Origin of the sequence: Sphingomonas sp. CV7422 (genome assembly GCF_027945725.1) — a bacterium.
Taxonomy (GTDB): domain Bacteria; phylum Pseudomonadota; class Alphaproteobacteria; order Sphingomonadales; family Sphingomonadaceae; genus Sphingomonas; species Sphingomonas kyungheensis.
Map to the genome: position 1 here is coordinate 1,023,837 of NZ_CP115900.1, position 26,278 is coordinate 1,050,114.

The 26,278-nt window shown below is 69.0% G+C and carries 24 protein-coding genes; 11 read left to right on the forward strand and 13 right to left on the reverse strand.

Features of this window, described 5'->3' with window-relative positions:
• Positions 1–391 precede the first annotated feature (391 nt).
• On the reverse strand, positions 392–1,972 hold the full coding sequence (locus tag PBN85_RS05020; RefSeq protein ID WP_037531403.1) for an aldehyde dehydrogenase (NADP(+)): 1,581 nt from the start codon (positions 1,970–1,972) through the stop codon (positions 392–394).
• Positions 1,973–2,064: 92 nt separating this feature from the next.
• The gene (locus PBN85_RS05025; protein WP_271300330.1) at positions 2,065–2,391 is read right to left on the reverse strand and encodes a hypothetical protein; all 327 of its coding nucleotides are present in this window, start codon (positions 2,389–2,391) and stop codon (positions 2,065–2,067) included.
• Positions 2,392–2,515: 124 nt separating this feature from the next.
• Between PBN85_RS05025 and PBN85_RS05030 the strand changes: the two genes are divergently transcribed.
• On the forward strand, positions 2,516–4,540 hold the full coding sequence (locus tag PBN85_RS05030) for a TonB-dependent receptor (protein ID WP_271300331.1): 2,025 nt from the start codon (positions 2,516–2,518) through the stop codon (positions 4,538–4,540).
• A 43-nt stretch (positions 4,541–4,583) separates the two neighbouring features.
• The gene (locus PBN85_RS05035; RefSeq protein ID WP_271300332.1) at positions 4,584–5,606 is read left to right on the forward strand and encodes an alanine racemase; all 1,023 of its coding nucleotides are present in this window, start codon (positions 4,584–4,586) and stop codon (positions 5,604–5,606) included.
• Here PBN85_RS05035 and PBN85_RS05040 read toward each other — a convergent pair.
• The 4 genes from PBN85_RS05040 to PBN85_RS05055 form a co-directional block, all read right to left on the reverse strand.
• Positions 5,603–6,586, reverse strand: coding sequence for a prolyl hydroxylase family protein (locus tag PBN85_RS05040; protein WP_271300333.1), 984 nt, complete (start codon positions 6,584–6,586; stop codon positions 5,603–5,605). The two genes, PBN85_RS05035 and PBN85_RS05040, sit on opposite strands and share 4 nt — an antisense overlap.
• 32 nt (positions 6,587–6,618) lie before the next feature.
• Positions 6,619–9,918 (reverse strand): TonB-dependent receptor domain-containing protein, encoded by a 3,300-nt coding sequence (locus PBN85_RS05045; protein WP_271300334.1) that lies wholly within the window; start codon positions 9,916–9,918, stop codon positions 6,619–6,621.
• A 198-nt stretch (positions 9,919–10,116) separates the two neighbouring features.
• A complete protein-coding gene (locus tag PBN85_RS05050) occupies positions 10,117–11,289 on the reverse strand; it encodes an acetyl-CoA C-acetyltransferase (protein ID WP_271300335.1) in 1,173 nt (390 codons plus the stop codon).
• Between the two features lie 7 nt (positions 11,290–11,296).
• Positions 11,297–12,301 (reverse strand): alpha/beta fold hydrolase, encoded by a 1,005-nt coding sequence (locus PBN85_RS05055; protein ID WP_051583227.1) that lies wholly within the window; start codon positions 12,299–12,301, stop codon positions 11,297–11,299.
• Positions 12,302–12,408: 107 nt separating this feature from the next.
• On the opposite strand from PBN85_RS05055, the gene phaR reads away from it, so the two are divergent.
• Positions 12,409–12,966, forward strand: coding sequence for a polyhydroxyalkanoate synthesis repressor PhaR (phaR, locus tag PBN85_RS05060; RefSeq protein WP_037531415.1), 558 nt, complete (start codon positions 12,409–12,411; stop codon positions 12,964–12,966).
• Between the two features lie 3 nt (positions 12,967–12,969).
• Positions 12,970–13,155 carry a hypothetical protein gene (locus tag PBN85_RS05065; RefSeq protein WP_037531418.1) on the forward strand — a complete coding sequence of 62 codons (186 nt, stop codon included), beginning with the start codon at positions 12,970–12,972 and terminating at the stop codon, positions 13,153–13,155.
• A 344-nt stretch (positions 13,156–13,499) separates the two neighbouring features.
• On the opposite strand, the gene PBN85_RS05070 is transcribed toward PBN85_RS05065, so the two are convergent.
• Positions 13,500–14,681: an aspartyl protease family protein gene (locus PBN85_RS05070; RefSeq protein ID WP_271300336.1), complete on the reverse strand. Its 1,182-nt coding sequence runs from the start codon at positions 14,679–14,681 to the stop codon at positions 13,500–13,502.
• A gap of 192 nt (positions 14,682–14,873) precedes the next feature.
• Here PBN85_RS05070 and PBN85_RS05075 point away from each other — a divergent pair, with 192 nt between their 5' ends.
• The 3 genes from PBN85_RS05075 to PBN85_RS05085 all read left to right on the forward strand — a co-directional run bounded on the left by PBN85_RS05075 (position 14,874) and on the right by PBN85_RS05085 (position 18,503).
• Positions 14,874–15,296, forward strand: coding sequence for a DUF2946 family protein (locus PBN85_RS05075; protein ID WP_271300337.1), 423 nt, complete (start codon positions 14,874–14,876; stop codon positions 15,294–15,296).
• A gap of 64 nt (positions 15,297–15,360) precedes the next feature.
• Complete coding sequence (locus tag PBN85_RS05080; RefSeq protein ID WP_271300338.1) at positions 15,361–17,394, forward strand: TonB-dependent receptor; 2,034 nt, start codon at positions 15,361–15,363, stop codon at positions 17,392–17,394.
• Positions 17,391–18,503, forward strand: a complete 1,113-nt coding sequence (locus PBN85_RS05085; RefSeq protein ID WP_271300339.1) for a PepSY-associated TM helix domain-containing protein — start codon at positions 17,391–17,393, stop codon at positions 18,501–18,503. The genes PBN85_RS05080 and PBN85_RS05085 overlap by 4 nt, the downstream gene beginning before the upstream one ends.
• Before the next feature lie 9 nt (positions 18,504–18,512).
• On the opposite strand, the gene gorA is transcribed toward PBN85_RS05085, so the two are convergent.
• Genes gorA through pgi form a run of 5 tightly spaced genes read right to left on the reverse strand, consistent with a single transcriptional unit; the run spans position 18,513 to position 22,455 of the window.
• Complete coding sequence (gene gorA, locus PBN85_RS05090; protein ID WP_271300340.1) at positions 18,513–19,859, reverse strand: glutathione-disulfide reductase; 1,347 nt, start codon at positions 19,857–19,859, stop codon at positions 18,513–18,515.
• On the reverse strand, positions 19,852–20,274 hold the full coding sequence (vapC, locus tag PBN85_RS05095; protein ID WP_271300341.1) for a type II toxin-antitoxin system VapC family toxin: 423 nt from the start codon (positions 20,272–20,274) through the stop codon (positions 19,852–19,854). Before vapC ends, gorA begins: the two co-directional genes overlap by 8 nt.
• The gene (locus PBN85_RS05100) at positions 20,271–20,474 is read right to left on the reverse strand and encodes a type II toxin-antitoxin system VapB family antitoxin (protein ID WP_271300342.1); all 204 of its coding nucleotides are present in this window, start codon (positions 20,472–20,474) and stop codon (positions 20,271–20,273) included. Before PBN85_RS05100 ends, vapC begins: the two co-directional genes overlap by 4 nt.
• Before the next feature lie 54 nt (positions 20,475–20,528).
• Positions 20,529–20,930, reverse strand: a complete 402-nt coding sequence (locus tag PBN85_RS05105) for a DUF4174 domain-containing protein (RefSeq protein ID WP_271300343.1) — start codon at positions 20,928–20,930, stop codon at positions 20,529–20,531.
• Positions 20,931–20,964: 34 nt separating this feature from the next.
• Positions 20,965–22,455 carry a glucose-6-phosphate isomerase gene (pgi, locus tag PBN85_RS05110; protein WP_271300344.1) on the reverse strand — a complete coding sequence of 497 codons (1,491 nt, stop codon included), beginning with the start codon at positions 22,453–22,455 and terminating at the stop codon, positions 20,965–20,967.
• A gap of 116 nt (positions 22,456–22,571) precedes the next feature.
• Here pgi and lepB point away from each other — a divergent pair, with 116 nt between their 5' ends.
• The 3 genes from lepB to era are packed head-to-tail and all read left to right on the forward strand — an operon-like array spanning position 22,572 to position 25,031.
• A complete protein-coding gene (lepB, locus tag PBN85_RS05115) occupies positions 22,572–23,408 on the forward strand; it encodes a signal peptidase I (protein ID WP_271300345.1) in 837 nt (278 codons plus the stop codon).
• The gene (gene rnc / locus PBN85_RS05120) at positions 23,405–24,073 is read left to right on the forward strand and encodes a ribonuclease III (protein ID WP_037531533.1); all 669 of its coding nucleotides are present in this window, start codon (positions 23,405–23,407) and stop codon (positions 24,071–24,073) included. Before lepB ends, rnc begins: the two co-directional genes overlap by 4 nt.
• A 58-nt stretch (positions 24,074–24,131) precedes the next feature.
• Positions 24,132–25,031, forward strand: coding sequence for a GTPase Era (era, locus tag PBN85_RS05125; protein WP_271300346.1), 900 nt, complete (start codon positions 24,132–24,134; stop codon positions 25,029–25,031).
• 162 nt (positions 25,032–25,193) lie between these two features.
• Here era and PBN85_RS05130 read toward each other — a convergent pair whose 3' ends face one another.
• The gene (locus tag PBN85_RS05130) at positions 25,194–25,886 is read right to left on the reverse strand and encodes an NAD-dependent deacylase (RefSeq protein ID WP_271300347.1); all 693 of its coding nucleotides are present in this window, start codon (positions 25,884–25,886) and stop codon (positions 25,194–25,196) included.
• 102 nt (positions 25,887–25,988) lie between these two features.
• Here PBN85_RS05130 and PBN85_RS05135 point away from each other — a divergent pair, with 102 nt between their 5' ends.
• Positions 25,989–26,243 (forward strand): hypothetical protein, encoded by a 255-nt coding sequence (locus PBN85_RS05135; RefSeq protein WP_271300348.1) that lies wholly within the window; start codon positions 25,989–25,991, stop codon positions 26,241–26,243.
• Positions 26,244–26,278 lie beyond the last annotated feature (35 nt).

Genomic DNA, 26,278 nt, shown 5'->3' on the forward strand with positions numbered 1-26,278 from the left:
TTCGCCCGTCATGCCGGACGCGTTCCAGCATCCACCGTTCGGCACGAGCATAACCCGACATATTGCGGCGCGACGGCCGCCGGAGCAATCCGAAGCCGCTCGGAAGGTCGTCCCGTAGCGACACGCACCACCCCGGCGAAGGCAGGGGTCCAGTCGGGTGAAGCGCGGTGGAGTCTTTCGACGACGCTCTAACTGGACCCCGGCCTTCGCCGGGGTGGTGCGAGGTTCGGGAAGGTTTCGATCATCGTCTGGCGCGACGATCGGTTCGAGGTGATGCCGAGCCTATTCAACAGGGCTCGTTCCGCTTCAAACAGAAGCGGGCGGGCGACCAGAGGCCGACCCGCCCGCGTCATGAACGACACTCCCGCCCTTGGACGGGAGCATCCACAGCTTACCGCGGGCTGGCTTCGCGCTTGCCGTCGAGCCGGCGGGCGATGCTCCAGCCGTTGTCGTCGCGCAGCGCGGCGGGGAGCAGCGCCGGCGCGAGGTTCTGGAAGCAGACCGGGCGCAGGAAGCGCGCGATCGCCAAGGTGCCGACCGAGGTCGTCCGCCCGTCGCTCGTCGCCGGGAAGGGGCCGCCGTGGACCATCGCCGGCGCCACCTCGACACCGGTCGGCCAGCCGTTCGCCAGCACGCGGCCGACGCGGCGTGCGATCACCGGCATCAGCTTGGCTGCATCCGCCTCGTCGGCGGGATCGAGCTGCAGCGTCGCGGTGAGCTGGCCTTCGAGCTTGCCGACCACCGCGATGATCTCGTCGATGCTGGCGCAACGGACGACCACCGACGACGATCCGAACACCTCGTGCGACAGCGCGACGTCGGCGAGGAACTGCTCCGCCGTCGTCTGGAACAGCGCGCCGACCGCCTGGTTGACACCTTCGCCGACCTTGCCGCGCGCGATCGTCGTCACGGCGGAATGGCTGGCGAGCGCCTCGACGCCCTTTTCGAAGCTCGCATGGATGCCGGGGGACAGCATCGTCGCCGGCTGGCTGTCGGTCAGCGCCGCGCCGGCGTCGCGCACGAAGGCGTCGAGCTCCGGACCGTCGATCGCCAGCACCAGGCCGGGGTTGGTGCAGAACTGCCCCGCGCCCATCGTCAGCGATGCGACGTACTCCTTGGCGAGCGCCGCCCCGCGCGCGGCGAGCGCGGCGGGGAAGATCACCACCGGATTGATGCTCGACATCTCGGCATAGACCGGGATCGGCTCGTCACGCTCGGCGGCGATGCGGGCGAGGGCGAGGCCGCCGGCGCGCGAGCCGGTGAAGCCGACCGCCTGGATGCGCGGATCGGCGACCAGCGCGCCGCCCAGCTCGTTCGTTTCGCCGGGAAGATAGGAGAAGACGCCGGCGGGCAGCCCGGCGGTCTTCACCGCCTGCTGGATCGCGCGGGCGACCAGCTCGCCGGTGCCGGGATGCGCGGGATGGCCCTTGACCACCACCGGGCAACCGGCGGCGAGCGCCGAGGCGGTGTCGCCGCCCGCCACCGAGAAGGCGAGCGGGAAGTTGGAGGCGCCGAACACCGCCACCGGACCGATGGCGAGGTTGATGCGGCGCAGGTCGGGGCGCGGCAGCGGCGCGCGCTCGGGCTGCGCCGGATCGATCGTCGCGTCGAGGAAGTCGCCCTGGCGCACGACGCCGGCGAACAGACGCAGCTGACCGACGGTCCGGCCGCGCTCGCCCTCCAACCGGGCGCGCGGCAGGCCGCTCTCGGCCATCGCGCGCTCGATCAGCGCGTCACCGATGTCGAGGATGTTCTGCGCAATGCCTTCGAGGAAGGCGGCGCGCGCCTCGAGGTCGGTGGCGGCGAAGGCGGGGAAGGCCGCTTCGGCGAGCGCGCAGGCCTCGGCCACCGCATCGGCACGCGCCGACGAGAAGTCCGGGGTCAGCGTTTCGCCGCTCGCCGGATTGACCGCGGTGAAACGGTCGGAAGCTTGGCGTGATTCGCCGCCGATCAGCAGGGCGCCGTCGATCATCGGAAATACCTCTCAGGAAATTGTCTGAGTTAATCTAGGCCACCGGCCGCCCCGCGACAATGGCGCACGTTGATCCTCGTCGCGCGTCAGGCTCACTCCTCCGCTTCGAACGTCACGGCCTCGCCGCTGTCCTGCGGATCGAGATCCCAGAGCGCAGCGACCTGTTCGACCGCGCGGCGGGCGATCGCGTCGAGCGATTCGGGGCAGGAGGCCTGCACGTCCCAATTATGCCCGGCTCCCGCCCACGGCTCGGCGAGCGTCGGTAGCATGAAGTCGATGGCGGTCCCCTCACTGTCGAGCGACAGACGCAACGCCGCGCGGTTAAGCTCGTCGCGCAGGGCCTCGGCACCCAGCGTCGGGCGGGGGTGGCCGGCGGCAGCATGTCCGGCCGATCCGGACTGGGGTTCGTCGTCTTCCATGACAGGGCAAGCGCAACAGGATGAGGATCGTTCCGCTACGTTACCCATCGACATTTTCGACCCGGAACCTGCCGCGATGCGGTAGATTGCTGTTCTTCATCGGAAAAAGCGTCAATGGGCGGGGATGCGCTATTTGCTCCTGCCCGCCCTGACGCTCGCCACCCCCGCCGTCGCGCAGACTGGCGCGGCGGCTGACGACATCATCGTCACCGGGCGCGGCCTGCCCGATTCGCCCGGCGAGCGCGCCTTCGACATCGTCACGATCGATCGCGACCGCTTGCAGGCCAATGCCGCCGCGCGGCTCGAAAGCGTGCTCGCCGACGTCGCCGGCCTCCAGCAATTCCGCCGCTCGGACAGCCGCAGCGCCAATCCGACCAGCCAGGGGATCAGCCTGCGCGGCATCGGCGGCAATGCGTCGAGCCGGGCGCTGCTGATCGTCGACGGCGTGCCGCAGGCCGATCCGTTCGGCGGCTGGGTCGCCTTTCCGGCCTATGCCACCGGCCGGTTGGGGCAGGTGCGGGTGACGCGCGGCGGCGGCAGCGGCTATTTCGGCCCGGGGGCGCTCACCGGCACGGTGCAGATCGACAGCGCGACACCCGACCAGCTCGCCCCGCTCGACGCGAGCGTCTTCTACGGCAGCCGCGATTCGGTCGACGCGCAGGGCAATGCCGCCCTGGTCCGCGACGGCGGCTTCGCGACGCTGTCCGCGGCCTATGCGCGCGGCGACGGCTTCGTGCCCACCGTCGCCGGACAGCGTGGCCCGGTCGACCGGCCGGCGCCCTACGAACAGGCCTCCGCCGCGCTGCGCACCGTCGTGACGATCGCGCCGGCGACCGAACTCCAGGCCAATGTCAGCGCCTTCACCGACCGGCGCGAGCGCGGCACCGCTTATACCGCCAACCAGTCCGACGGGGCCGACGCCAGTCTGCGGCTGGTCGGACGCGGCCGCTGGGGCTGGTCGGCGCTCGCCTATCTGCAGACGCGCGCCTTCGCGTCGAGCTTCGCCAGCGTCAACGCGGCGCGCACCACCGCCAGCCAGTCGCTGAATCAATATAACACGCCCGCGACCGGACTCGGCGCGCGGATCGAGGTGCAGCCGCCGGTCGCCGACACCGTCGACCTGCGGCTCGGCGCCGATCTGCGCGACGTGTCGGGCAAGACGCAGGAGCTGTTCACCTTCGTCGCCGCCCGTCCGACGCGCCGCCGCGAGGCGGGGGGCGAGACGCGGACGCAGGGCCTGTTCGCCGACGGCAGCGTCACGCTCGGCGACCTGACGCTGACCGGCGCGGCGCGGATCGACTGGTGGACGATCGACGGCGGCTATCTCAGCGAACGCCCGCTCGCCGGCGGCGCGGCGCTGACCGATACGCGTTTCGCCGACCGGTCGGGGGACGAGGCGACCGGGCGGGTCGGCGCGGCCTGGCGCGCGGCCGGCTGGCTGACGCTGCGCGCCGCCGGCTATCGCGGCTGGCGGCTGCCGACGCTCAACGAACTCTACCGGCCGTTCCGCGTCGGCAATGACGTCACCGCGGCCAACGCCGCGCTGTCGCCCGAGCGGCTGACCGGGATCGAGGCGGGCGCGACGCTCACCCCGCTTGCCGGAGCGAGCCTCGCCGCGACGGTGTTCCGCGACCGGCTGACCGATGCGATCGCCAACGTCACTTTGTCGTCGACGCCGACCAGCGCGTCGCGCGTCCGCCGCAATCTCGACGCGATCCGCTCGACCGGGGTGGAGGTGGACGCGCGCTACGCCTTCGGGCCGTTCGACGCGCTCGCCTCGTGGAGCCATGTCGATGCGCGGGTGCGCGCCTCGGGTGCGGCGGCGACGCTCGACGGGCTGCGCCCGGCGCAGACGCCGCGCGATGCGGTGTCGGCGACGCTCGGCTGGCGCCGCGAACGCGCCGCGCTGTCGGCGACGCTGCGCCATGTCGCGCGACAGTTCGATGACGATCAGAACAGCCGCAGCCTCGCGCCCGCGACGACGCTCGACGGCTATGCCGCGCTGCCGCTCACCCGCGCGCTGACGCTGGAGGCACGCGCCGAGAACCTGTTCGATGCCCGCGTCGAGGCGGGGATCAGCGGCGCGAATATCGTCGAGCGCGCCACCCCGCGGACGCTGTGGATCGGGCTGCGCGCACGGCTCGGCTGACGCGGGCATCGACGCGGCGGCCGCGGGGGATTAAGCGGCGCGCGTGACCGCACCGCTTCGCCTCCGCCTCGACGCCGCCGCTCTCGCCGACAATTGGCGCACGCTCGACCGGATGAGCGGCGCGGCAGCCTGCGGCGCGGCGGTCAAGGCGAACGGCTATGGCCTCGGCGCGATCGCGGTCGCGGAGCGGCTCGCCGCCGCCGGTTGCCGCGATTTCTTCGTCGCGACCTGGGCGGAGGCGGAGCGGCTCGCTCCGCTCGGCCTGTCCGTGTCGGTGCTGCACGGCGTGCGCGACGCGGACATGCCGCTGGCGCTGGCGGGGATCGCCCGGCCGGTGCTCAACAGCGAGGCGCAGGTGGCACGCTGGCGCGCGGCGGGCGGCGGCGCCTGCGACGTGATGGTCGATACGGGGATCAACCGGCTCGGCGTCGCGCCGCAGGCGGTGCGCGACGGCCTGCTCGACGGTCTGGCGATCGAGACCCTGCTCAGCCATCTCGCCTGCGCCGATGAGGACAGCGAAATGAACGCGCGGCAGCGCTCCGCCTTCGCCGGGCTCGCCGGGGCGACCGCGGCGCGGCGGATGAGCCTTGCCAATTCGGGCGGCATCGCGCTCGGCGGCGATTATGCCTTCGATCTGACCCGGCCGGGCATCGCGCTCTATGGCGGCATCGTCCGGTCCGACTATGCCGGGCGCATCCGCAGCGTCGTCACGCCGCAGGCGCAGGTGCTGCAACGCCGTACGGTCGCGGCGGGCGAGACGGTCGGCTATAACGCGACGTGGAGAGCGCCGCGGGCGACCGAGGTCGCGATCCTCAACCTCGGCTATGCCGACGGTTACGTCCGCGGCTTCTCCGACACCGGCACCGCGGGGGAGGGGCGCCTGCCGGTGATCGGCCGCGTCTCGATGGACCTGCTCGCGCTCGACGTCAGCGCCAGCCCGGAACTGGGCGAGGGCGATTGGGTGACGCTCGACTTCGCGTTGCCCGACGCGGCGGCGGCGAGCGGGATGTCGCAATATGAGCTGCTGACGCTGATGGGGCAGCGTTATGATCGGGTCTGGGGTTAGGCGGCTTCCGGCCCGGTCCATACGTCGAACGGGCGCGCGCGTATCCATCGCGTCGCCAGCCATTTGACGCCGCTGCGCACCGGCTCGCCGGCGTGGCGGGCGGTGGCGAGCGCATGCCCCGCGGCATCGACATTGTCGAAGATGATCGCGTCTCCCACGCGCGGGCGGATGACGAGCCCGTGATCGGGAAAACTCGTCTCGCCGCCGGTGAAATCGTCGTTGAGATAGACGAGCACCGTCGCGACGCGCTGATTGCGCACCTGCGGAAGAATGTCCGAATGGAGGCGGAATTGCTGGCCGGGCCGGTAGCGCAACACGGTCAGCGCTTCGCCTTGGCCGATCCGGGTGGCGCTCAGCGCGGCGATCCGCTGGTTGAGCGCGCGGATCACCGGGTCCTCGCGCACCGGGCCGATCACCGCCACGTCCGACGTGCGGATCGGGTGCGGCACCGATCGCCCGGTGCGCGGATCGACGACCGCTGCCGGCGCGAGCAGATCGTCCGCGGCGCGCGCGATATGGGCGCATTCCGCCGGGCTGAACGCCGCGACGGCGCGACGCACGCTGCCGTCGGCGGTGAGCGGCTGAATCACGGGCAGGCTTGCCGGCGTCCCTGCGTCATCGAGCGACATCGCGGCAAGCAGCGTTTTTAGCTGACGCGCCGGCACGTTGCCCGCCGCGACCGCAGTATCGAGCAACCCCATCGCCGTGTGCCAGTCAGCGTCGGCACCGGTGCCGTTGGCGGCGAGCGCGATCTCGATCAGCCGCGCTTCGTCATGGCCGGCGTCGGCCGCCCGTCTGAGTGCGGCACGCGCGCCGGGCAGGTCGCGCGGCAGGGGGCGGCCCTGCAATTGCCACAGGCCGAGCTGGAACAGTGCCTCGCCTTCCCCGGCAGCGGCACGTCGTTGAACCGCTGCGACGGCGGTCATCGGGTCGTTCTGCATCGCCGAATGGTGGACGAAAAAAGGGCCGGTGGAAACCACCGGCCCTCCAGTTTTCGGGTTTGCAGAAGCGCTTAGAAGCGCGCGGTGACGCCCGCGTAGAAGCGACGCCCGATATTGTCGAAGATCGCGCTGCCGGCACCGATGCCGGTCGCGCCGAGCGGCGGCAGGCGATCGGTCAGGTTGTCGACGCCGATGTAGAAGGTCGACCGCTCGCTGAAATCGATGCCGAGCTTGGCGCCGATGTACAGGACATCCGGATAGAAGGGGATGTCGTAATCGTCGAGGTTTTGCGCCGGGCGATCCTGGAAGGCGATGTGATTCTCGATCGCGCCGACCGACTGCTTCGACAGATAGCGGAATTGCGTGTCGAGCGAGATGATGCCGAAGTCAGCACCGAGGTTCACCGTCACCTGATCCTTCGGATACCCCAGTTCGCCCGCCGTGGTGTTGGCGAACGACGGCTGCAACGGATTGAGGAAGCTGTTGCTGTCTATGATATGCGAGTAGATCACCTGACCCGAAACGCGCGTACCGCCGAAGGTACGGGCATACGACAGGTTTGCATCGATGCCGCGGCGGGTCAGGCTTGCATAGTTCAGCGGATTGTCGAGCAACGATCCTTCAACAATGCGATAGGCCTGCTCGCCGTTGGGACCAGTGGCACCAGCGGCAACACGTTGGAACTGCGCGCAGAACTGGTTGTCAGTGATCGAGGGCGAGTCATAGCAATTATTGACGGTGGCTTGTGCGCCTGCCGAGTTGATTACGTTGTTAACCTTGATGTTATAGTAATCGACCGACAGAATTAGTCCCGGTGCAAAGGTAGGCGAAATCACTGCGCCATAAGTGTACGAATCGGATTTTTCAGCGCGGAGATTGGCGTTGCCACCGCTCAGGATTTCGAGCGACTGGGCATATTGATAGTTGTAAGTGGTCGGGATGCCGGCCGCAGCGCAATTTGCGGCGCGGAACTGCGTACCACGACCAAGGTTGTCCGCAGAACACGGATCAAGGAACGCGGGCGCAAAATTCTGCCCAGCCGCAGCGTAGAGTTCGCTGAGGTTCGGCGCACGCACCGAGCGGCCGTAATTCGCGCGGAAGCGGATACCCTCAACCGGCGCCCAAACGCCGTTGAGGTTGTATGTGTAGACCGTGCCGGCTGAACCCTTGTAATCGGACACGCGGCCAGCGGCACCGAATGTGACCTCCTTAAGGAGCGGAAGATCCTTGAGCAGCGGGATGCGCAGCTCGCCGAAGGCTTCCTTGACTTCGAACGACGGCGGATCGAACCGGGCCAACGCATTGTAGAAGGTGTAGCCGGCCTGGACGTATGGATCGGCCTGGAAGTAGTTCGTCTCACGACGATATTCTGCGCCGACCGAGAAGCCGACCGCGCCGCCCGGCAGGTTGAAAAGCTTCGACGAGTCGCCCGAGACGTTGGCGAGGAGGTCGAGCTGGGTAATCTTGCCTTCCGAGACGGTGTTGCGCAGCACGTAATTGCGCGTCGCGTCCGAAATGCTGCCGACGCCGAACGGATTGAGCGGCTGGCAGGCGGCGATATCGCTGGCGAGGTTCGCTGCATTGCCGCCGAGATCCTCACCGAAGGCGAAGCGGCTGGCATCGAGCTGCGCGCCGCAGACGATCTGGCCAGTCGCTGGATTGCGCACCGCGTCGAGCGCTAGGCTCAGCCGCTGCACGTCGACGTTGCCGAGGACGCGGGTGCGCTCCTTAAACTCGCCGTAATTTGCCGAAACTTCGTAATTGAAGGTGTCGAGGAACTCGCCGCGTACGCCGCCGACGATGCGATACGTTTCCCGACGCGCGTCTTCACGACGAGTGCCAAGGTCGGTCAGGTTTTTGCGCAGGACAAAGCGGGTTGATCCGGCGTTGATACGTCCGATCAACGCATCGCGATTTTGTTCTCGCGACGTGACGACACCGTTTGCGTCCGTTGTTGCGACAATCGTTGCACCGTTTGTTGGGTTGATAAAGTTGTTGGCAGACAGCAACGCCTGCGCGGTGAGGGCTGCTCGTGCATCGGCGCTGAGATAGGGATTGTCGAGGCGAGGACGTTCATACAACGCGTCGATCGTCGAGCCCGTGTAGAAGGCCGGACCGGAGCCGCCAAGGCTGACCGAATCGACGCGGACATATTTGGCTTCGATGAACGGCACAAAGGCATCCGACACGGCAAAGTGGCCGACCAGGTTTGCCGAGTAGCGATCGAGCTGCGGAAGCAACTGAAGAAGCGTTCCTTCGCGGAACGTGTTGCCGTTTCCGCCGATGAAGCTGCTGCCCGACGGAGACGCCGAAGGGCTGGTGGTCGAACCGTTGGCGATGCCGACGCGGGTGCCGGTTTCGGGAACGAGCGTGCCGCCCGGCTGGAACAGATAATTGCAGGTGTAGGCGCGACCCAGCGAATCGCGGCCACAACGCGCTTGCGCTCCGGCGCCGGGTGCCGAGCCGACGAACGAGACGAGGCCGCCGTCGAATATTGTCGCACCGCGAATGTTGCGGAAGAACACCGCATCCGGCACGCCGTCATAATTCAATTTGCCGTCGACGCCGACGCCCGGTGCGTCGACATTGGTCGTGACAAAGCCGTCGGCCTGGCGATAGGCCTTGCGGTCCGACGCGAACACCGCCTCGGTGCGGGCATATTCGAGGTTGACCGCAAGGTTGCCGCGGCCGTCGGCGAAGTTCTTGCCGCCGGTCAGGCTGACGAAATAGCTGCCTGCGTCCTTCTCGTCGCTGACGCCGCCCTGGGCGCGGATCTGCAAGCCTTCGAAATTCTGCTTGAGGCGGAAGTTGACGACGCCGGCGATCGCGTCCGAGCCGTAGACCGCGGAGTTGCCGCCGGTGACGAGGTCGACGCCCTCGATCAGGTCGGTCGGGATCGTGTTGACGTCCACCGACACCGCATTGTTGAGGATGTCAGACCCGACATGGCGGCGGCCGTTGACGACGACGAGCGTGCGCGACGTGCCGAGCCCGCGCAGATCGAGCAGGTTGAGACCGCCGGTGCCGAGGAAGCGCGTCGAGTTCGACTGGCTGTAGGTGCTCTGCAGCTGCGGCAGATCGTTGAGCACGTCACCGATCGAGGTGCGCGCGGTCTGGGTCAGCTCGGCGGCCGAGACGGTGGTGATCGGAACCACCGATACCTGGTTGGGCGAACGGATGCGCGATCCGGTGATGACGATTTCCTCGGACGGCCGCGTCGGCTCGTCCTGATCGGGCGCCGCCATCGAGGTCCCGGCCGTGTTGCTGCCGGCCTGCGGCGCATTCGTATCGGGAGCGGTTTGCGCGAAGGCATTGGTGGCGAGCAGCATCCCGCCCGCGAGCGCGCTCGCGGAGAACAACCAGTTCTTCATAATAGTCCCCTGTGTCAGGCGTTTATCGCCTTTGTCAGGGGACCATGTTGGCAAACGCACGGCCGCAGGGACAAGCGGCAATGCCTCCAAAACGTGTCAATCTTGTCATTTAGCTGTAATGTGTCGCCAAAATGACACGATCATGACGGCCATCATGTCCAAATGTTTCGTTTACGTCAGCGCCGGTGTCCTGGCGCTTCAGCGCTCCACGCACATCGCGATGCCCATGCCGCCGCCGATGCAGAGCGTCGCCAGCCCCTTCTTCGCATCGCGCTTCTGCATCTCGTAAAGCAGCGTGGTGAGCACGCGCGCGCCGCTCGCGCCGATCGGATGGCCGATCGCGATCGCGCCGCCGTTGACGTTGACCTTGCCGGCATCCCAGCCGAGCGCCTTGCCGACCGACAGCGCCTGCGCCGCGAACGCCTCATTGGCCTCGATCAGGTCGAGGTCGGCGAGCGTCCAGCCGGCCTTGTCGAGCGCCTTCTGCGAGGCGGGCACCGGCCCGATCCCCATCACCGACGGGTCGACGCCCGCGCTCGCCCAGCTGCGGATCGTCGCCAGCACCGGCGCGCCGCGCTTTGCGGCCTCCTCGCGGCTCATCAGCACCAGCGCGGCGGCGCCGTCGTTGAGGCCGCTGGCATTGGCGGCGGTGACGGTGCCGTCCTTCTTGAACGCCGGGCGGACGCCGCCGACGCTCTCCAGCGTCGCGCCGGCGCGGATATATTCGTCGTCCGCCACCACCGTGTCGCCCTTGCGGCCCTTGATCGTCACCGGCGCGATCTCGTCGGCGAAGCGGCCGCCGGCGCGCGCCGCCTCCGCCTTGTTCTGGCTGGCGACGGCGAAGGCGTCCTGGTCGGCGCGCGTCACCTGATATTCCTCGGCGAGATTCTCGGCGGTGATGCCCATGTGATAGCCGTTGAACACGTCGGTCAGGCCGTCGACCAGCATCGTGTCGACCAGGCTGATCGCGCCCATCTTGGTGCCGCCGCGCATCGTCTGCGCGTGCGCGCTCAGCGACATGCTCTCCTGGCCGCCGGCGACGACGATCGTCGCGTCGCCGGTCTGGATCGCCTGCGCGGCCAGCGCCACCGCGCGCAGCCCCGATCCGCACACCTGGTTGACGCCCCAGGCCGGCACCTCCTTGGGGATGCCCGCCGCCATCGATGCCTGCCGCGCCGGATTCTGGCCCTGCGCCGCGGTCAGCACCTGGCCGAGGATCACCTCGGACACGTCGGCGCCGTCGACGCCGGCCTGGGCGAGCGCCGCCTCGATCGCGATGCGGCCGAGCTCGTGCGCGGGGGTGGCGGCGAAGGCGCCCAGGAAGCTGCCGACGGGGGTGCGCTTGGCGGCGGCGATAACGATCTCGGTCATGATGATCCTACTCCTTTGCGGCCTGTCTACCGCCCGGCAGCGCGGCGATCCAGTGCGCCAGCGGCTCCCACAGCATCGCCCGCCCGCGTCCGCCGACGATCATCCCGACATGGCCGAGGCCGAGGTCGCGCCGATCTTCAAGCCCGGCGGCGGTCGCCGCGGGGACGATCCGGTCGGTGAGCGAGACGAACTCGACCGCGGGGCAGGTGAGGCGCTCCGGCCCGGCGGCGACGCCGCGGATCGGCCAGCCGCCGGTGCCGGGGCGGTCGGCGGCGACGAAGCCCTCGAACAGGTCGCGCGCAGCGGCGAGCGGCAGCGGCTCGCCGGCATTGGCCCAATCCTCGAGCCGGACGAAGGCGCGCGCCGCCGCGCCGTCCGGATCGAGCCGGCCGAACGATTCATATTTGGCGACGGTGCGCGCCGGGTCGAGCCGCCAGAAGCCCGCCTGCAACGCCTCCATCGGCAGCACGCCGAGCGCCTCCGCGGTCGGCGCGGCGGCGTGCCACAGGTCGAGCATCGCCGGCGCGGCATCGCCATAGCCGGCGAAATGCCACGGCGCGGCGATCGTCGCGAGTCCCGCGACCTGCGTCGCCCCCGCCGCGGCGAGCGCCATCGTCCCGCCGAGGCAATAGCCGACCAGCACCGGCGGTTCGTCGAGCTGCTCGATCAGCCGCAGCAGCAGCGATTCGACGTGGCCGGTCATGTCCATGTCGCGGTCTGCGGCCCCCGGCGATCCCCAGTCGACCAGCGCGACGCGGAATCCCTGTTGCGCCATCCAGCGGACCAGCGATGCCTCGCCGAGGTCGAGGATCGCCGGCGGATTGATCAGTGACGGCACGAACACCACCATGCGCCCGCGCCCGCCGTAATAGCGCAGCGACGCGCGCCCCGCGGTGGCGAGCGCCGGCATCGGCGCGGGCGGCGCGGGGCGGGGCGCCTGCTGATAGGCGGCGAGTCCCGCCAGCGCCGCGGCGGTACGCGCCGGCTCCGCCGCGGTTTCGCTGCGCAGCATCTCGAGGAACAGGGGCAACGGCCGCGGACCGTGTTGCGGTGCGAAAAATTGCGGCGTACCATCGGGATCAGTCACGGCAACGCACCGTCGCGCAACAGGGGAGCGGTATGAGGAAACAGGCCAGGGGCGACGGAATCGTCATCATCAAGAAATACGCCAACCGGCGCCTCTACAATACCGAGACCTCGTCCTACATCACGCTCGACCATCTGGCGACGATGACCCGCGACGGCCGCGACTTCAAGGTCGTCGACGCCAAGACCGACGACGACATCACCCATAACGTGCTGACCCAGATCATCATGGAAGAGGAAAGCCGCGGCCAGACGATGCTGCCGGTCAGCTTCCTGCGCCAGCTTATCTCGATGTACGGCGATTCGATGCAGGCGATGGTGCCGGGCTATCTGGAGGCGTCGATGGACAGCTTCCGCCGCAACCAGGAACAGTTCAAATCGGCGGTCGAAGGCGCCTTCGCCCACTCGCCCTTCGCCGAGATCGCCAAGCGCAACCTGCAGATGTTCGAGGTCGCGGCGCAGGCGTTCCAGACCCCGGCGGCGGCGGTCGCGCCCGCCCCCGCCGCGCCGCCGGCGAGCAAGGACGACGAGATCGCCGCGCTCAAGGCCGAATTGTTGCGGCTGAAGGACAAGGTCGAAAAGCTCGGCTGACCCATGCCGCTCCTGTTCTGGGGCGCGGGCGGCACGGTACTGCTCGCGCTCGTCGCCGCCTTCGCCGACCGCCGTCGCCGGTTGCGCGCCGATCCCGACCGGGTCGGCCTCATCGACTGGCGGACGGTGCAGATGGCGGCGCTGCTTGCGACGATCCTGCTGGTCAGCCTCGGGCTGCACACGCGGTAGTTTTTTCTCTTCGACGCGGGGGCGTTTGGGTTCGCGCAGAGGAGCGGAGGGCGCAGAGGTGTCCCGATCGGCGTGTAGCGCCTCTGCCGTTCTGGCGACGTTGGATCGCCGGAACGATCAATCCTTCCGCGCCTCCGCGCCTCCGCGTGAACAATTTTTCTTCGCCCGCCGCTCATTCATAAGAAGCGGGGATGAGCCATTGGCGAGAAGAAGATAGGGTTCACGCGGAGGCGCGGAGATGTCTCTTTTGCCGCGCACGATTTGCCCCAGTCCTACGAGTGAGGTGGGGCTGCTGGCGCAGCCATTTTCTCTGCGTCCTCTGCGCCTCTGCGCGCATCAAATCTTCAGTAGAATTGCCGCAGCGTCAAAGTCCGCACCGTCCCGTCGCACAGGCCGAGCCGCACCACCGTTCCCGGCGTACCGATCGCCCATTTCGCCAGCGCGCTCGTCGGATAGTCGGCCGTTACCGGCGCGTCGTTGATCCGGCAGATCGTCTCGCCGGCGCGCCAGCCCGCCGCCGCCGCCGGTCCGCCGCGCATGACGTGCAGCACCTTGAGCCGGTCGCGCGTCAGCCCGACGAGCAGCCCGCTGGTCGAGCGCAGCGGCGGCGCATCCGCATCGGGGCCGGGCTTGAGCACCATCCGTCCGGCGCCGGGGTCGAGCAGCACCCGATAGCTCTGCAACAGCCCCGATCCGACCCGACCGGCGACGCCGATCGTCTCCGAAAAACCCGCGGGCGGCTCGACGCGCGTCTCAACATTGCGGATCTGCTGCTGGCCGATCGCGACCGCCGGCAGGATGGCGAGCGTGCTCACCGTCTCGCCGGCGAGGCCGAAGGAGATGGTCGTCGTCGTCGGCAGCTTGGCGATGCCCGCACTCGCCGCCGACGCCGCCGACAGCGTCAGCGCCGACCCGTCGCCGGTGTCGACGATCATCGGCGACAGCCGCTTGCCCGCGATCGTCGCGCTGCTCTCATAGACGCGGCGCCCGGCCGAGATGGTCAGCGGCGCGATCGCGCCGACGAACGGCAGCCGCCCCGACGGGAGCAGGCGGAAGCGGTGATTGGCATAATCGATGTCGAGCGCATGGCCGCCGGTGACGTCGCGGCCGATCAGCATGTCGACCGCCTGTGCGCTGCCGGTGGCGAGCGCCGGTAGATCGGCGACGGTGACGCCGCCGCCGCTGCGCGTCAGCCCGCCGATCACCAGCCGCCGGGTCGGCAGCCAGCCGACCGCCACCGCGCCGTTGCCGCCGCCGCCGATCGCCGTCGCCTGTCCGTCGGCGGTGATCCGCGCCGGATCGGCGGCGGCGGATTTGCTCGCCAGCACCGAATAACTCACGCCGGTATCGAGGATTGCGGTCACGGGGCGCGCATCGAGCGTCAGCGTGAAGCGGATCTGGTTGCCCGGGGTGAGATCGAACGGCACCCAGCGCGCTTCGCTGTCGGCGGCGAGCGTCGCCACGCCTTCGCGCACCGGAGGCACGGGCGCGGCGGCGATCAGCAGCAGGGGAAGAAACAGACGCATCGCCGGACCCTAACGACGGATCGCCGACGCCGCCACAAAGGCTTGGGGGCAGGGTGGCATCAACCCGGTCGAGGATCGGGCCGAATGTCGCTCGATGCTTGTGCAGGCATGGCCCTGGCGCGATCCACCCACCCATCACCGCCGTCATCGCGGTGAATGACAGCCGCCGCCGCGTCGCCTAAGGGATTGCGCGTGACGTCGCTCCGCCGCCTGTTGCTGGATCATCGCGCGCTGGCGGCGTGGCTGCTGGCGCTGGCGCTCGCCGTGCGGCTGCTCGTGCCGGCGGGCTATATGATCGATCGGGTCGATGGCCGGCCGGTGCTGGCGATCTGTAGCGGTTATGGGCCGGTGCGCGCCGCGCCGATGGCCATGACGATGCCGATGGCGCATGCCGGTGCCGGCCATGACGCGCAGGGCGCACCGCATCCGGTCGCGGACAGCCCTTGCCCGTTCGGCGCGCTCGCGCAGGCCGTCGCGCTGCCGGTCGTGCCGCTGCTGCTCGCGCTCGCGATCGCCTTTGCGATGGCGCTGGCGATGCGGCCGCACCGCCGGCCGGTCCTGCCCGACCGCATCTACCTCCGCCCGCCGCTGCGCGGACCGCCGCGCCCCGCCTGATCCGACCTTTGCCTTCATGACGGCGCGCGCCAGCGGGTGCGCGCCTGGATCAGGACGAATATCAATGCACCTCAGACCAACCGCGGCAGCGGCGGGCCTTGCGCTCGCGCTGGCGAGCCCGGCATCCGCACAACAGGACGACGCCACGCGACCATCGGCGACGCAGGACACCAGTTTCTCGGTCGGCGACATCGTCGTCACCGCCGGCGAGATGATGCGCGCGCCGAGCAACGTCGTCACCTCGATCGACCGGCTCGGCGGCGATGTCGCGCAGCGGCAGAATGTCGACAACAGCTGGGAATTGTTCGCGCGCCTGCCCGGCGTGTTGCTGACCGACTTCAACCAGGGCACCACCTCGGGCCGCTTCTCGATCCGCGGCTTCAACGGCGAGGGCGAGATCAACGCGGTCAAGCTGCTGATCGACGGCGTGCCGAGCAATGCCAACGACGGCAGCATGCCGCTGATCGACGCGGTGATGCCGCTCGACATCGCGCAGATCGAACTGGTCCGCGGCACCGCCGACCCGCGCTACGGCCTCCACGCGATCGCCGGCAGCGCCGATATCGCGACGCGGATCGGCGGCAATTACCTCGACATGCGCGCGCTCGGCGGCGCGTTCGGCACCGCCGACGGACAAGTGTCGGCGGGGGTCGAGACCGGCCGGTTCAGCCAGAATTACGCGCTCGGCTACCGGCATAGCGACGGCTATCGCGATCATGCCGGGCTCGATCGGCTGAGCTTCGCGGGCAAATGGTTCTACGACTGGGGCGGGGTGCGGCTCGGCGGCATCGCCCGCTATGCGCAGACGCGCGCCGACGAACCCGGCTATCTCACCGATGCCGATGCCTATCGCGACCGCCGCCTGTCCTATCCCGTCTCGGCGAGCGACGGCGGCCGGCGGCAGACGGGCCAGTACAGCCTTCACCTCGATGCCGATCTCGCCCCGACGCTGGCGCTGACCGCCAAGGGCTATGCCAGCAGCCTCGACGACGATCGCTACGTCCGCTTCTCGGCGACCGTCGCGCAGCAGCGGCGGCTGACGCAGGAGCAGCAATACGGCGGACTCGCCGCGCTCCATTACCATCCGCAGGTCGGCTTTCTGCACCGGCTGATGATCGAGGTCGGCGGCGACGTACAGCGGCAGGACAACCAGAGCCTGCGCTGGCTGACCGCCGACCGCCGCATCACCAGCCAGACACGCGATCAGGCCTTCGGTCTGACGATCGCCGGCGGCTATGCGCAGGCGGTGATCGAGCCGGTCGGGTGGCTCAGCATCACCCCGGGCTGGCGCATCGACACGGTGTCGGGATCGCTGCGCAACCGCCTCAACGGATTACGCTATCCCATCAACGATTACGGCACGATCAGCCAGCCCAAGCTCAGCGTCGCGGTCATGCCGCTCGCCGGCCTTACCGCTTACGGCAATTACGGGCGGACGTTCCAGATCGGCGTCGGCGCGGGCTCCTATCGCGTGCCGCCGCGGATCACCAATCTCGCGCCGTCGATCAACGAAGGCTGGGAGGCAGGCGTCAAATATGCACGCGGCCGCTGGCTCGAGACGCGGGTCGCGCTGTGGCAGCAGACCGCGAGCGGCGAGATCAAGCGCCGGCTCAACGATCCCTCGGGCGACAGCGACAATCTCGGCAGGACACGCCGGCGCGGGGTCGACGTCCAGCTCAACCTGACGCCGGTGCGCGGCGCGACGCTGTGGGGCGCCTATTCCTACCAGCATGCGCGGATCGTCACGCCCGATCCGGCGACGCCGTCGCAGGCGGGCAATTGGATCGACCATGTCCCCCAGAACCTGTTCTCGGGCGGTGTCGACCTCGTCCCCGCCGAACGCTGGCGGCTGTCGCTGTCGGGCAACGGCCAGTCGAGCTATCATCTCACCCCGGCCAACAGCCTGCCGCGCTATGGCGATTATCTGGTGGTCAATGGTGAGGTGGCGTGGCGGCTGCGACCGCAGCTGGAACTCGCCGCGCAGCTCAAGAACATCGGCAACCGGCATTACGAATATGCCTGGTACGACGGCACGCAGGTGCTGCACTCGCCCGCCGATCCGCGCGCGCTCTACGGCAGCCTGCGGCTGACGCTGTGAGCGCGCGCGGTATCGTCCGCCGGGTGCATCTGTGGCTGGGGCTGAGCGTCGGCGCGTTGTTCGTGCTGACCGGGCTGACCGGCAGCCTGCTCGTCTTCTACCCGGCGATCGACGGTGCGCTGCATCCCGGCCTCGCGCGGGTGGCGGCGGGCGCACGGCCGGCGTCGTGGCAGGCGGTGTATGACGCGCTGCGCCGCGCCGAACCGGGGCGTGACGGGGCATGGCGGATCGAGGTGACGCCCGACGGCGGGCCGATCCCGGTCCGCTATTACGCCGCCCGCGAGACGCGCGCGCGTGCCTTCGCGCCGCTGATGCTGTGGCTCGATCCGGTACGGCTGACGGTGGTGCGGCGCGGTTTCTGGGGCGGCTATGCGACGACCTGGCTCTACGATCTCCATTACCGGCTGCTGCTCGAAAAGCCGGGGGCGCTGGTGATGGGGATCGCCGGGATCGTCATGCTGGCGATGCTGGTCAGTGGATTGTGGGCGTGGTGGCCGCGACCCGGCGGCTGGCGACGCTCGCTTGCGTGGAAGCGGGAGGCGGCGCGCTCGCGGCGCCTGTACGACTGGCACAAATGGGCGGGGATCGGCAGCGCCCAGGTGCTGGTCGTCGTCGCCGCGACCGGCGTGCTGCTCGACCTGCCCGATCAGGTCCATCCGCTCGTCGCGCGCGCCTCGCCGCTGTTCGCGACGCCGCCGCTGCGCAGCGTCCCGAACGGCCCGCCGCTGCCGCTCGATACGCTGGTCGACCGCGCGGAGCGGGCGCTGCCCGGCGGCGCGCTGGCGTGGATCGAGACGCCGGCGGACGCGCATGGCGTGGTGCGCGTCAACCTCGCGCTGCCGGGCGAGCCGAGCCGCCGCTTCCCGCGCAGCAACGTCTGGCTCGATCCCTATACCGGGCGGGTGCTCGCGGTGCGCGACGCGCGGCGCGACGGCGGCGGCGATACGCTGCTCGACTGGCTGCACCCGCTGCACGATGGCGAGGCCTTCGGACTGGCGGGACGCTGGCTGGCGTTCGTCTCCGGGCTGGTGCCGGCGGTGCTGTTCGTCACCGGTGTGTGGCGGTGGCGGGTGCGGGGGCGGGCTCGAGCGAGGGCGGAGGCGCGCTAGGCGCCCCCCTTATTTCATCAGCACCAGTTCCTCCGCCATCGTCGGGTGCAGCGCGACCGTCTCGTCGAACTGCGCCTTGGTCAGCCCCGCCTTGACCGCGATCGCCGCCGCCTGGAGGATTTCCGGCACGTCGGGGCCTATCATGTGCAGGCCGACGATCCGCCCGGTCTCGCCGTCGCAGACCATCTTGTAGAGCGCCCGCTCGTTGCGCCCGGCGAGCACGTTCTTCATCGGCCGGAAGTCGGACGAGTAGACGCGGATCGAGCCGAGCTTCTGCTTCGCCTCGCTCTCGGTCAGGCCGACGCCCGCCATCGGCGGATGGCTGAACACTGCCGAGGGGATGTTGGTGTAATCGACGCTGGTCGGCTTGTTGCCGTAGAAGGTGTCAGCGAACGCCTGGCCCTCGCGGATCGCCACCGGGGTCAGCTGGATGCGGTTGGTGACGTCGCCGATCGCGAAGATGCTGTCGACGCTCGACCGGTTCTGCGCATCGACGACGATCGCACCCCTGTCGAGCGCGACGCCTGCTGCCTCGAGCCCGAGGTCGCGGGTATTCGGTACGCGGCCGGTGGCGAACATCACCATGTCGACGGTGACCGGCTCGTGGTTGCTCATATGCACCGTCAGGCAGCCGCCCTCGCCCTTGACCAGTTGCTGGAAGGTCGCGTCGAACTTGAATTCGAGGCCCTTCATCATGCTGATCTGCAACAGCCGGTCGCGGATCGACAGGTCGTAGCCGCGCAGGATGTCCTGCGTCCGGTTCATGATCGTGACGTGCGCGCCGAGCTGATGGAAGATGCCGGCGAATTCGTTGGCGATATAGCCGGCACCGGCGATCAGGATGCGCTTGGGGATGGCATCGAGGTGGAACGCCTCGTTGCTGGTGATGCCGTGCTCCGCACCGGGGCAGTCGGGCACCGCCGGATGCGCGCCGACCGCGACGAGGATGCGCTCGGCCGTCTTCTCGCTGCCGTCGGCGAGGCGGACGCTGTGCGGGCCGGTGACGACGGCGCGCTGGTGGATGATCTCGACGCCGTGATTCTCCAGCGTCTGCGTATAGGCGCCGTTGATCCGGTCGACCTCCTCCAGCACATTGTCGCGTAGCGTCGGCCAGTCGAAGGCGCATTCGTCGGGCACCTGCCAGCCGAAGCGCTTGGCGTCCTTGAGGTCCTCGGCGAAATGCGCACCGTAGATCAGCAGCTTCTTGGGCACGCAGCCGCGGATGACGCAGGTGCCGCCGACGCGATATTCCTCGGCGACCGCGACCCTGGCGCCGTGCGCCGCGGCGACGCGGCTGGCGCGCGTGCCGCCCGATCCTGCGCCGATGACGAACAGGTCGTAATCATAGTCAGCCATTATACACTCCGGGAGCGTCGAGCGCCGACCGAAGGCCGAGATGCTGGACGAAGGGGTCGAAATCACGATCGCTATACAATAGCGGCAGGCGATCAAGGATGCATCGCGTCGCGATCAGCGTGTCGATCGTCTTGCGGACGGTGATGCCGCGGCTGCGCAGGTGGCGATAGTGGCGTGCCGCTTCGATGGCGACGCGGTGGTCGCTGACGAAAACGAATTCGAACGCCGACAACGCCGCCAGAGCGGACGAGAATTCCCGTTGATCGCGTGTGCCCTGCAACACTTCCGTGAGGATGAGATCGCCGACCAGGAGCTTACCATGCCGGGCCGTGATCGCCCGCAACGCGGTGGTGTGCCGCGTAACACGATGCGCTAGGTGATCGATCCATACCGATGAATCAACAAGTACGATCACTTCGCCGGGATGTACTTGCTGGTCCGCATGTCGTCGAGGTCACCTTCCCAGCCTAACCCCTGAAGGGCGTCCAGCGCCGCCAGTTGACGCTTGACCCGAAGATACTCCCTCAACGCATAGGATACTGCTTGCTCGGCGGTAGTGGCGTTCGCTACCTGCATTGCTTCCGTGACCAATGCATCATCGATTTGAACGTACATGTCTTAGACTCCGCCGATACCTCGATATAGAGGCATCGCGACGCAGCGACAACGTCACCGCTCGCCGGCGCGGCGCATCGGCATGGCGTCGATCGTTTCGGCGAGCATCTCGGCCGCGATCGGCGTGGCCTTGCGCAGCTTGACGCCGCCGTCCTTGCCGATCAGCACCGCGGCGAACCGGTCCGACGGCATCCGGTAGCGCCGGCGCAACGCCGTCGCCGTATCGGCCGCGCCGGCGACCTGGTCGCCGATCACCGTCACCACGGTGAGGTCGCGCTCGCGCGCCGCTGCATCCCAGCCGGCAAGCGCGCGGCGCTGCGCCACGAGCGCGGGATCGTCCGCGCGCGGCGCCGCCATCACCAGCACGCGCCGCTGCCAGCGCATGGCGGCGACCGTCGTCGGCGACGGAGCGGCTGGGGCGGGTGCGAGCGCCGCGGCGAGGAGGAGCGGGATCATCCGGCGTCAACGCCCGACGATCCCGCCGGTCGCATCAGTCGAGCCCGGCGCGGCGGATCAAGTCTTCGGTCGAGGCGTCGAACGACTGGCCGCCGTGATCCGCCGCCTTGGCCATCTCCTTGCCGAGCTCGACGCCGAACTGGTCGAACGAATTGATGTCGAGCAGCACGCCGTTCACGAACACGCGATGCTCGTAGAAGGCGATCAGCGCGCCCAAGGTCCGCGGGTCGAGCACGTCGAGCAGCAACGTCGAGGACGGCCGGTCGCCGCTGTACGAGCGCGCCGGATCCTCGACCTGCTTGCCCTTCATCAGCGCCGCCCCCTGCGCGAAGGCGTTGAGCAGCAACTGGCGGTGGTGATCCTCGGCCAGCGTGTCGCCGGGCTCGATCACCACGATGAACTCGACGGGGACGAGGTGCGTGCCCTGGTGGAGCAGCTGGAACACCGCATGCTGCGCGTCGGTGCCGACGCCGCCCCAGGTGATCGCCGCGGTCGGCCGCCCGACCGGCCGACCGTCGACCGTCACCCCCTTGCCGTTCGACTCCATCTCGAGCTGCTGGAGGTAGCTCGGCAGCAGCCGCAGCCGCTCGTCATAGGCGAAGGGCGCGCGCGTCTCGGCATGGCGGACCTGCGTGTAATAGAGGTCGGCGAAGGCGGCGAGCGCCGGCGCATTCTGCGCGAGCGGGGTCAGGCGGAAATGCCGGTCCATCGCCGCCGCGCCTTCGAGCAGCTCCTCGAACGCGCCCCAGCCGAGCGCGATCGCCGCGGGGAAACCGATCGAAGACCAGAGCGAATAGCGGCCGCCGACGCCCTCGCCGAACGGCAGGATGCGCGTCTCGTCGACGCCCCATTCCATCGCCTTGTCGGGTGCGGCGGTCAGCGCGATCACCTTGCCATAAGGGTCGCTGACGCCGTGTTCGGTCATCCACTGCAGCGCCGATTCGGCGTTCAGCATCGTTTCCTTGGTGGTGAAGGTCTTCGACGCGACGACGAGCAAGGTCGCGGCCGGATCGAAATCCTTGATCGCATCCTCGAGCGCGACGCCGTCGACGTTGGAGACGATCGCGACGTCATAGCGCTTGTCCTCGCGGCCGAGCGCGTCGACGAGCAGATGCGGGCCGAGCGCCGAACCGCCGATGCCGATGTGCAGCACGTGGCGGATCTCACCGAGCGCGCCGCCCTCGATCGCGTCGATCAGCGAGCGCATCCGTTCGTGGAACTTGCGTGCCAGCGCGACGCTCTCCGGATCGCCCTCGCCGCGTTCGGCGGTGTGGCCGACCGGGCGGTCCTCGGTGACATTGACGTGCTCGCCGCCGAACATCGCGTCGCGCTTGCCGGCGAGGTCCTTGGCCTCCGCCAGCGCGACGAAGGCGTCGATCGCCTCGCGGGTCAGATGCGTCTTCGACCAGTCGAAATGGATACCGGCGACGTCGAGGCTCAATGTGGAGAGCCGCTCGCCGTCCTGTTCGAACAGATCGACCAGCTTGACGGAGGGGAGGGCTTCGATCGCAGACCAGTCGCTCATGATATGTCCTTCGGGGAAGGGATGTCCGGTTGGCTCCGTATCGAACCTGCGCGTCGCGGCAAGCCCCTCGGAACGACTACTCAGGACGCTTAGGGGGCGCTAAGGCTCCCTTCGCTATGGATCAGACTCCGCAAACCGCGCCGGCCGCGGCGACCACGCCGGCCAAGCCCCGGTCCGAACTCGCCGAGACGCTGCGCTTCCTCGTCAAGCTGGCGGTCATCGTGCTGATCCTCAGGAGCTTCCTGTTCGCGCCCTATTCGATCCCCTCGGAATCGATGCTGCCGCGGCTGCTGATCGGCGACTATCTGTTCGTCACCAAGTGGAATTACGGCTATTCGCGCTGGTCGCTGCCGGCCGGGGTGCCGCTGATCCCGGGGCGGATCCTCGGCCGCGATCCGGCGCGCGGCGACGTCGTCGTGTTCCGCTCGCCGGGGCCGGACGATCATGACGTCATCAAGCGCGTCATCGGCCTGCCCGGCGACACGATCCAGGTCCGCCACGGCCAGGTCATCCTCAACGGCAAGGCGATCCCCAAGCAGCGGATCGGTGATTTCATCCTGCCGCTCACCGCCAATTTCGATGCGCAGAAATGCGGCGCGAGCTTCCAGGACGTCGATGCCGCCGGCGTGCCGATCTGCCGCTACCCGCGCTTCCGCGAGACGCTGCCCAACGGCAAGAGCTATGAGGTGCTCGATCAGGCCGACATTCCGCAGGCGGACGATACCGGCCTCTATACGGTGCCGGCGGGCGACGTCTTCCTGATGGGCGACAATCGCGACGACAGCGCCGACAGCCGCTTCCCCGCGCCGATCGGCATGGGCTATATTCCGATGGAGCGGATCGAGGGCAAGGCGGTGGTCACCTTCTTCTCGACCAACGGCAATGCCTCGTGGATCAATCCGGTGAGCTGGTTCACCGCCGCACGCTGGCAGCGGATCGGAGAGGGCTTCTGACCGCCGCGCTACCCGACTGGCTCGGCCGCACCTTCGGCCGCCGCCCCGCCGACCTCGCCCCCTTCGAACGCGCGCTGACCCACGGCAGCCAGGCGGCGGAGAATTACGAGCGGCTCGAATTCCTCGGCGACCGCGTCCTCGGCCTGGTCGTCGCCGAATGGCTGTGGGAGCTGTTCCCGAACGAGCCCGAGGGCCATCTGTCGAAGCGGCTCAACGCGCTCGTCACCGGCGCGACCTGCGCCGAAGTCGCGCGCGAACTCGGCGTGCGCGATCATCTCCGCCTCGGCAAGCAGGCGCGCGATGACGGTGCGTCGAACAGCGACAATATCCTCGGCGACGTGATGGAGGCGCTGATCGGCGCCTGGTATCGCGAGGCGGGGCTCGACGGCGCGCGCGCCTTCATCCGCTCGGCGTGGCGCGAACGCGTCCAGCGCGGCGACAAGGCGCCGCAGCATCCCAAATCGGCGTTGCAGGAATGGGCGGCGGCGGCGGGGCGCCGCGCGCCCGAATATCAGGTCGTAGACCGCTCCGGCCCGCATCACGCGCCGCGCTTCACCATCCAGGTCCGCATCGGCAGCTTCGCCGAAGCGAGCGCCACCGGCACCAACAAACAGGAAGCGGAAACCGCCGCGGCCAAGGCGCTGCTGGACAAGCTGCGCACATGAGGCGCTTTCCGTTCCCCTCGATTGCACCGATCGTGCATCGCCCAACACCGGACCATCCATGACCCAGACCCAACATTGCGGCCTCGTCGCCGTGGTCGGCGCGCCCAATGCGGGCAAGTCGACGCTCGTCAATGCGCTCGTCGGCCAGAAGGTCGCGATCGTCAGTCCCAAGGCGCAGACGACGCGCACCAAATTGCTCGGCGTCGCGATCGAGGGCGAGGCGCAGATCCTGCTGGTCGACACGCCCGGCATCTTCGAGCCGCAGCGCCGGCTTGATCGCGCGATGGTCGCCGCCGCCTGGACCGGAACGGAGGGCGCCGATCTGATCGCGCTCGTCGTCGACGGCAAGGGTGGCGTCGGCGGCAAGGTCGAGCGGATCGCGGAGGCGCTGAAGGATCGGCCCGAGCGCAAAATCCTCATCCTCAACAAGGTCGACATCGCCGACAAGCCGAAGCTGCTGCTCCACGCCGAGAAGCTCAATGCCTTGATCGGTTTCGCCGACACCTGGTTCGTCTCGGCGCAGACCGGCGACGGCGTCGCGGAACTCAAGGCGGCGCTCGCCGCCGCCATGCCGGCGGGGCCGTGGCATTATCCCGAGGATCAGGTGTCCGACGCGAGCGAGCGGGCGCTGGCCTCCGAAGTGACGCGCGAGCAGCTCTACCTCCAGCTCCACGCCGAACTGCCCTATGCGAGCACCGTCGAGACCGAGAAGTACAGCGAGCGCGAGGACGGATCGATCGAGATCCACCAGCAGATCCTCGTCGAACGCCCGACGCAGCGCGCAATCGTGCTCGGCAAGGGCGGCCAGCGGATCAAGGAGATCGGCGCGCGCGCCCGTGCCGAACTGGCGGGCATCATGGACCGGCCGGTCCACCTCTACCTCCACGTCAAGGTCAAGCCGGGCTGGGACGAGGACCGCGAGGTCTATCGCGACATCGGCCTCGACTGGGTGGAATAGCGCGCGAGGCGGCGCCGCCGTCGCGGGAGGGGAGTCGAGAGGATGTTCGCGCGCAGGCGCGGAGGGCGGGTGACCGCCGCGGCAGTGCCATTCTCCCGGTCAGGTTGAACCATGCCGTGCCCTCTCAGGCGCGCGCCTCCGCGCCTCCGCGCCAACCCGCTGCTAGACCAGCATCTCCGCCACCCAGGCCGGCACCAGCGTCCCCGCCGGCCCGAGCCGCGTTTCGGCGAACAGCGCGCTGCCCGCCGAGCGTTCGAGATTGAGTTCGAGCGTGTCCGCGCCATAGGCATCGGCGAGCTGGACGAAGCCGGCGGCAGGATAGACGGCGCCCGATGTGCCGATCGAGACGAACAGGTCGGCGCGCGCCAGCGCCGCCTCGATCCGTGCCATCTGATAGGGCATCTCGCCGAAGAAGACGATGTCCGGGCGCAGCGCCGCCGCACCGCACGTCTCGCAACGGGTGCCCGGCGGCAGCGCCTCGGACCGTGGCCGATGCGCGCCGCACGCGGCGCATAGGGCCGACTGGAGTTCGCCATGCATGTGCAGCAGCCGCCGCGTCCCGGCGCGCTCGTGCAGATCGTCGACGTTCTGCGTCACGATCAGCAACTCGCCGGGCCAGGCCGCGTCGAGCGCGGCGAGCGCGCGATGCGCCGCATTGGGCTCGACCGCGGCGAGCGCCGCCCGCCGCGCGTCGTAGAAGCGGTGCACCAGCAGCGGGTCGGCGGCGAGCGCCTCGGGCGTGCAGACGTCCTCGACGCGGTGCCCCTCCCACAGGCCGCCCGGCCCGCGGAACGTGGCGATACCCGACTCGGCGGAGACGCCGGCGCCGGTGAGGATGACGAGCGATGCGGTCATCCCGCCACGATAGCGTCGCGCCGCCGCCGCGCCAGCATCGGTTTTATGACGAGGGGTCAGCGGACGGCGGGGAGGGGGATATTGATTGCCTAACTGGCGACGGTGGCATTCGATCAGACGATCCTGCTGATCGCGCTGATCGGCGATCATCAGGGGCTATCCGACGGCTATCGCTTCAGGACACCCGATTGGCCGGTCCTCGATCGGGCAACGCATCCGTACCTGATGCTCATCGGATCAGCGCTGTTCTGCCTTGGCGTGGCGATGATCTTGGGGCGGCGTCGGCTCGGCCCCCGCCTCCGCACGATCGTCGGTTGGATCGGCTACCTTGGCCGGTTCGTCACCGATCTGGCATAAGCGGCACGCTCGATCTCTGTCAGCGAGAGGCTGGG

Coding starts and splice junctions, on each gene's coding strand:
- PBN85_RS05030 (WP_271300331.1), top strand. CDS start 2,516: ATGCGCTATTTGCTCCTGCCCGCCCTGACGCTCGCCACCCCCGCCGTC.
- pgi (WP_271300344.1), bottom strand. CDS start 22,455: ATGAGCGACTGGTCTGCGATCGAAGCCCTCCCCTCCGTCAAGCTGGTC.
- lepB (WP_271300345.1), top strand. CDS start 22,572: ATGGATCAGACTCCGCAAACCGCGCCGGCCGCGGCGACCACGCCGGCC.
- PBN85_RS05130 (WP_271300347.1), bottom strand. CDS start 25,886: ATGACCGCATCGCTCGTCATCCTCACCGGCGCCGGCGTCTCCGCCGAG.
- era (WP_271300346.1), top strand. CDS start 24,132: ATGACCCAGACCCAACATTGCGGCCTCGTCGCCGTGGTCGGCGCGCCC.
- PBN85_RS05045 (WP_271300334.1), bottom strand. CDS start 9,918: ATGAAGAACTGGTTGTTCTCCGCGAGCGCGCTCGCGGGCGGGATGCTG.
- PBN85_RS05070 (WP_271300336.1), bottom strand. CDS start 14,681: ATGCGTCTGTTTCTTCCCCTGCTGCTGATCGCCGCCGCGCCCGTGCCT.
- phaR (WP_037531415.1), top strand. CDS start 12,409: ATGAGGAAACAGGCCAGGGGCGACGGAATCGTCATCATCAAGAAATAC.
- gorA (WP_271300340.1), bottom strand. CDS start 19,859: ATGGCTGACTATGATTACGACCTGTTCGTCATCGGCGCAGGATCGGGC.
- PBN85_RS05105 (WP_271300343.1), bottom strand. CDS start 20,930: ATGATCCCGCTCCTCCTCGCCGCGGCGCTCGCACCCGCCCCAGCCGCT.
- PBN85_RS05100 (WP_271300342.1), bottom strand. CDS start 20,474: ATGTACGTTCAAATCGATGATGCATTGGTCACGGAAGCAATGCAGGTA.
- PBN85_RS05080 (WP_271300338.1), top strand. CDS start 15,361: ATGCACCTCAGACCAACCGCGGCAGCGGCGGGCCTTGCGCTCGCGCTG.
- PBN85_RS05055 (WP_051583227.1), bottom strand. CDS start 12,301: ATGCTGCGCAGCGAAACCGCGGCGGAGCCGGCGCGTACCGCCGCGGCG.
- PBN85_RS05020 (WP_037531403.1), bottom strand. CDS start 1,972: ATGATCGACGGCGCCCTGCTGATCGGCGGCGAATCACGCCAAGCTTCC.
- PBN85_RS05025 (WP_271300330.1), bottom strand. CDS start 2,391: ATGGAAGACGACGAACCCCAGTCCGGATCGGCCGGACATGCTGCCGCC.
- PBN85_RS05050 (WP_271300335.1), bottom strand. CDS start 11,289: ATGACCGAGATCGTTATCGCCGCCGCCAAGCGCACCCCCGTCGGCAGC.
- PBN85_RS05065 (WP_037531418.1), top strand. CDS start 12,970: ATGCCGCTCCTGTTCTGGGGCGCGGGCGGCACGGTACTGCTCGCGCTC.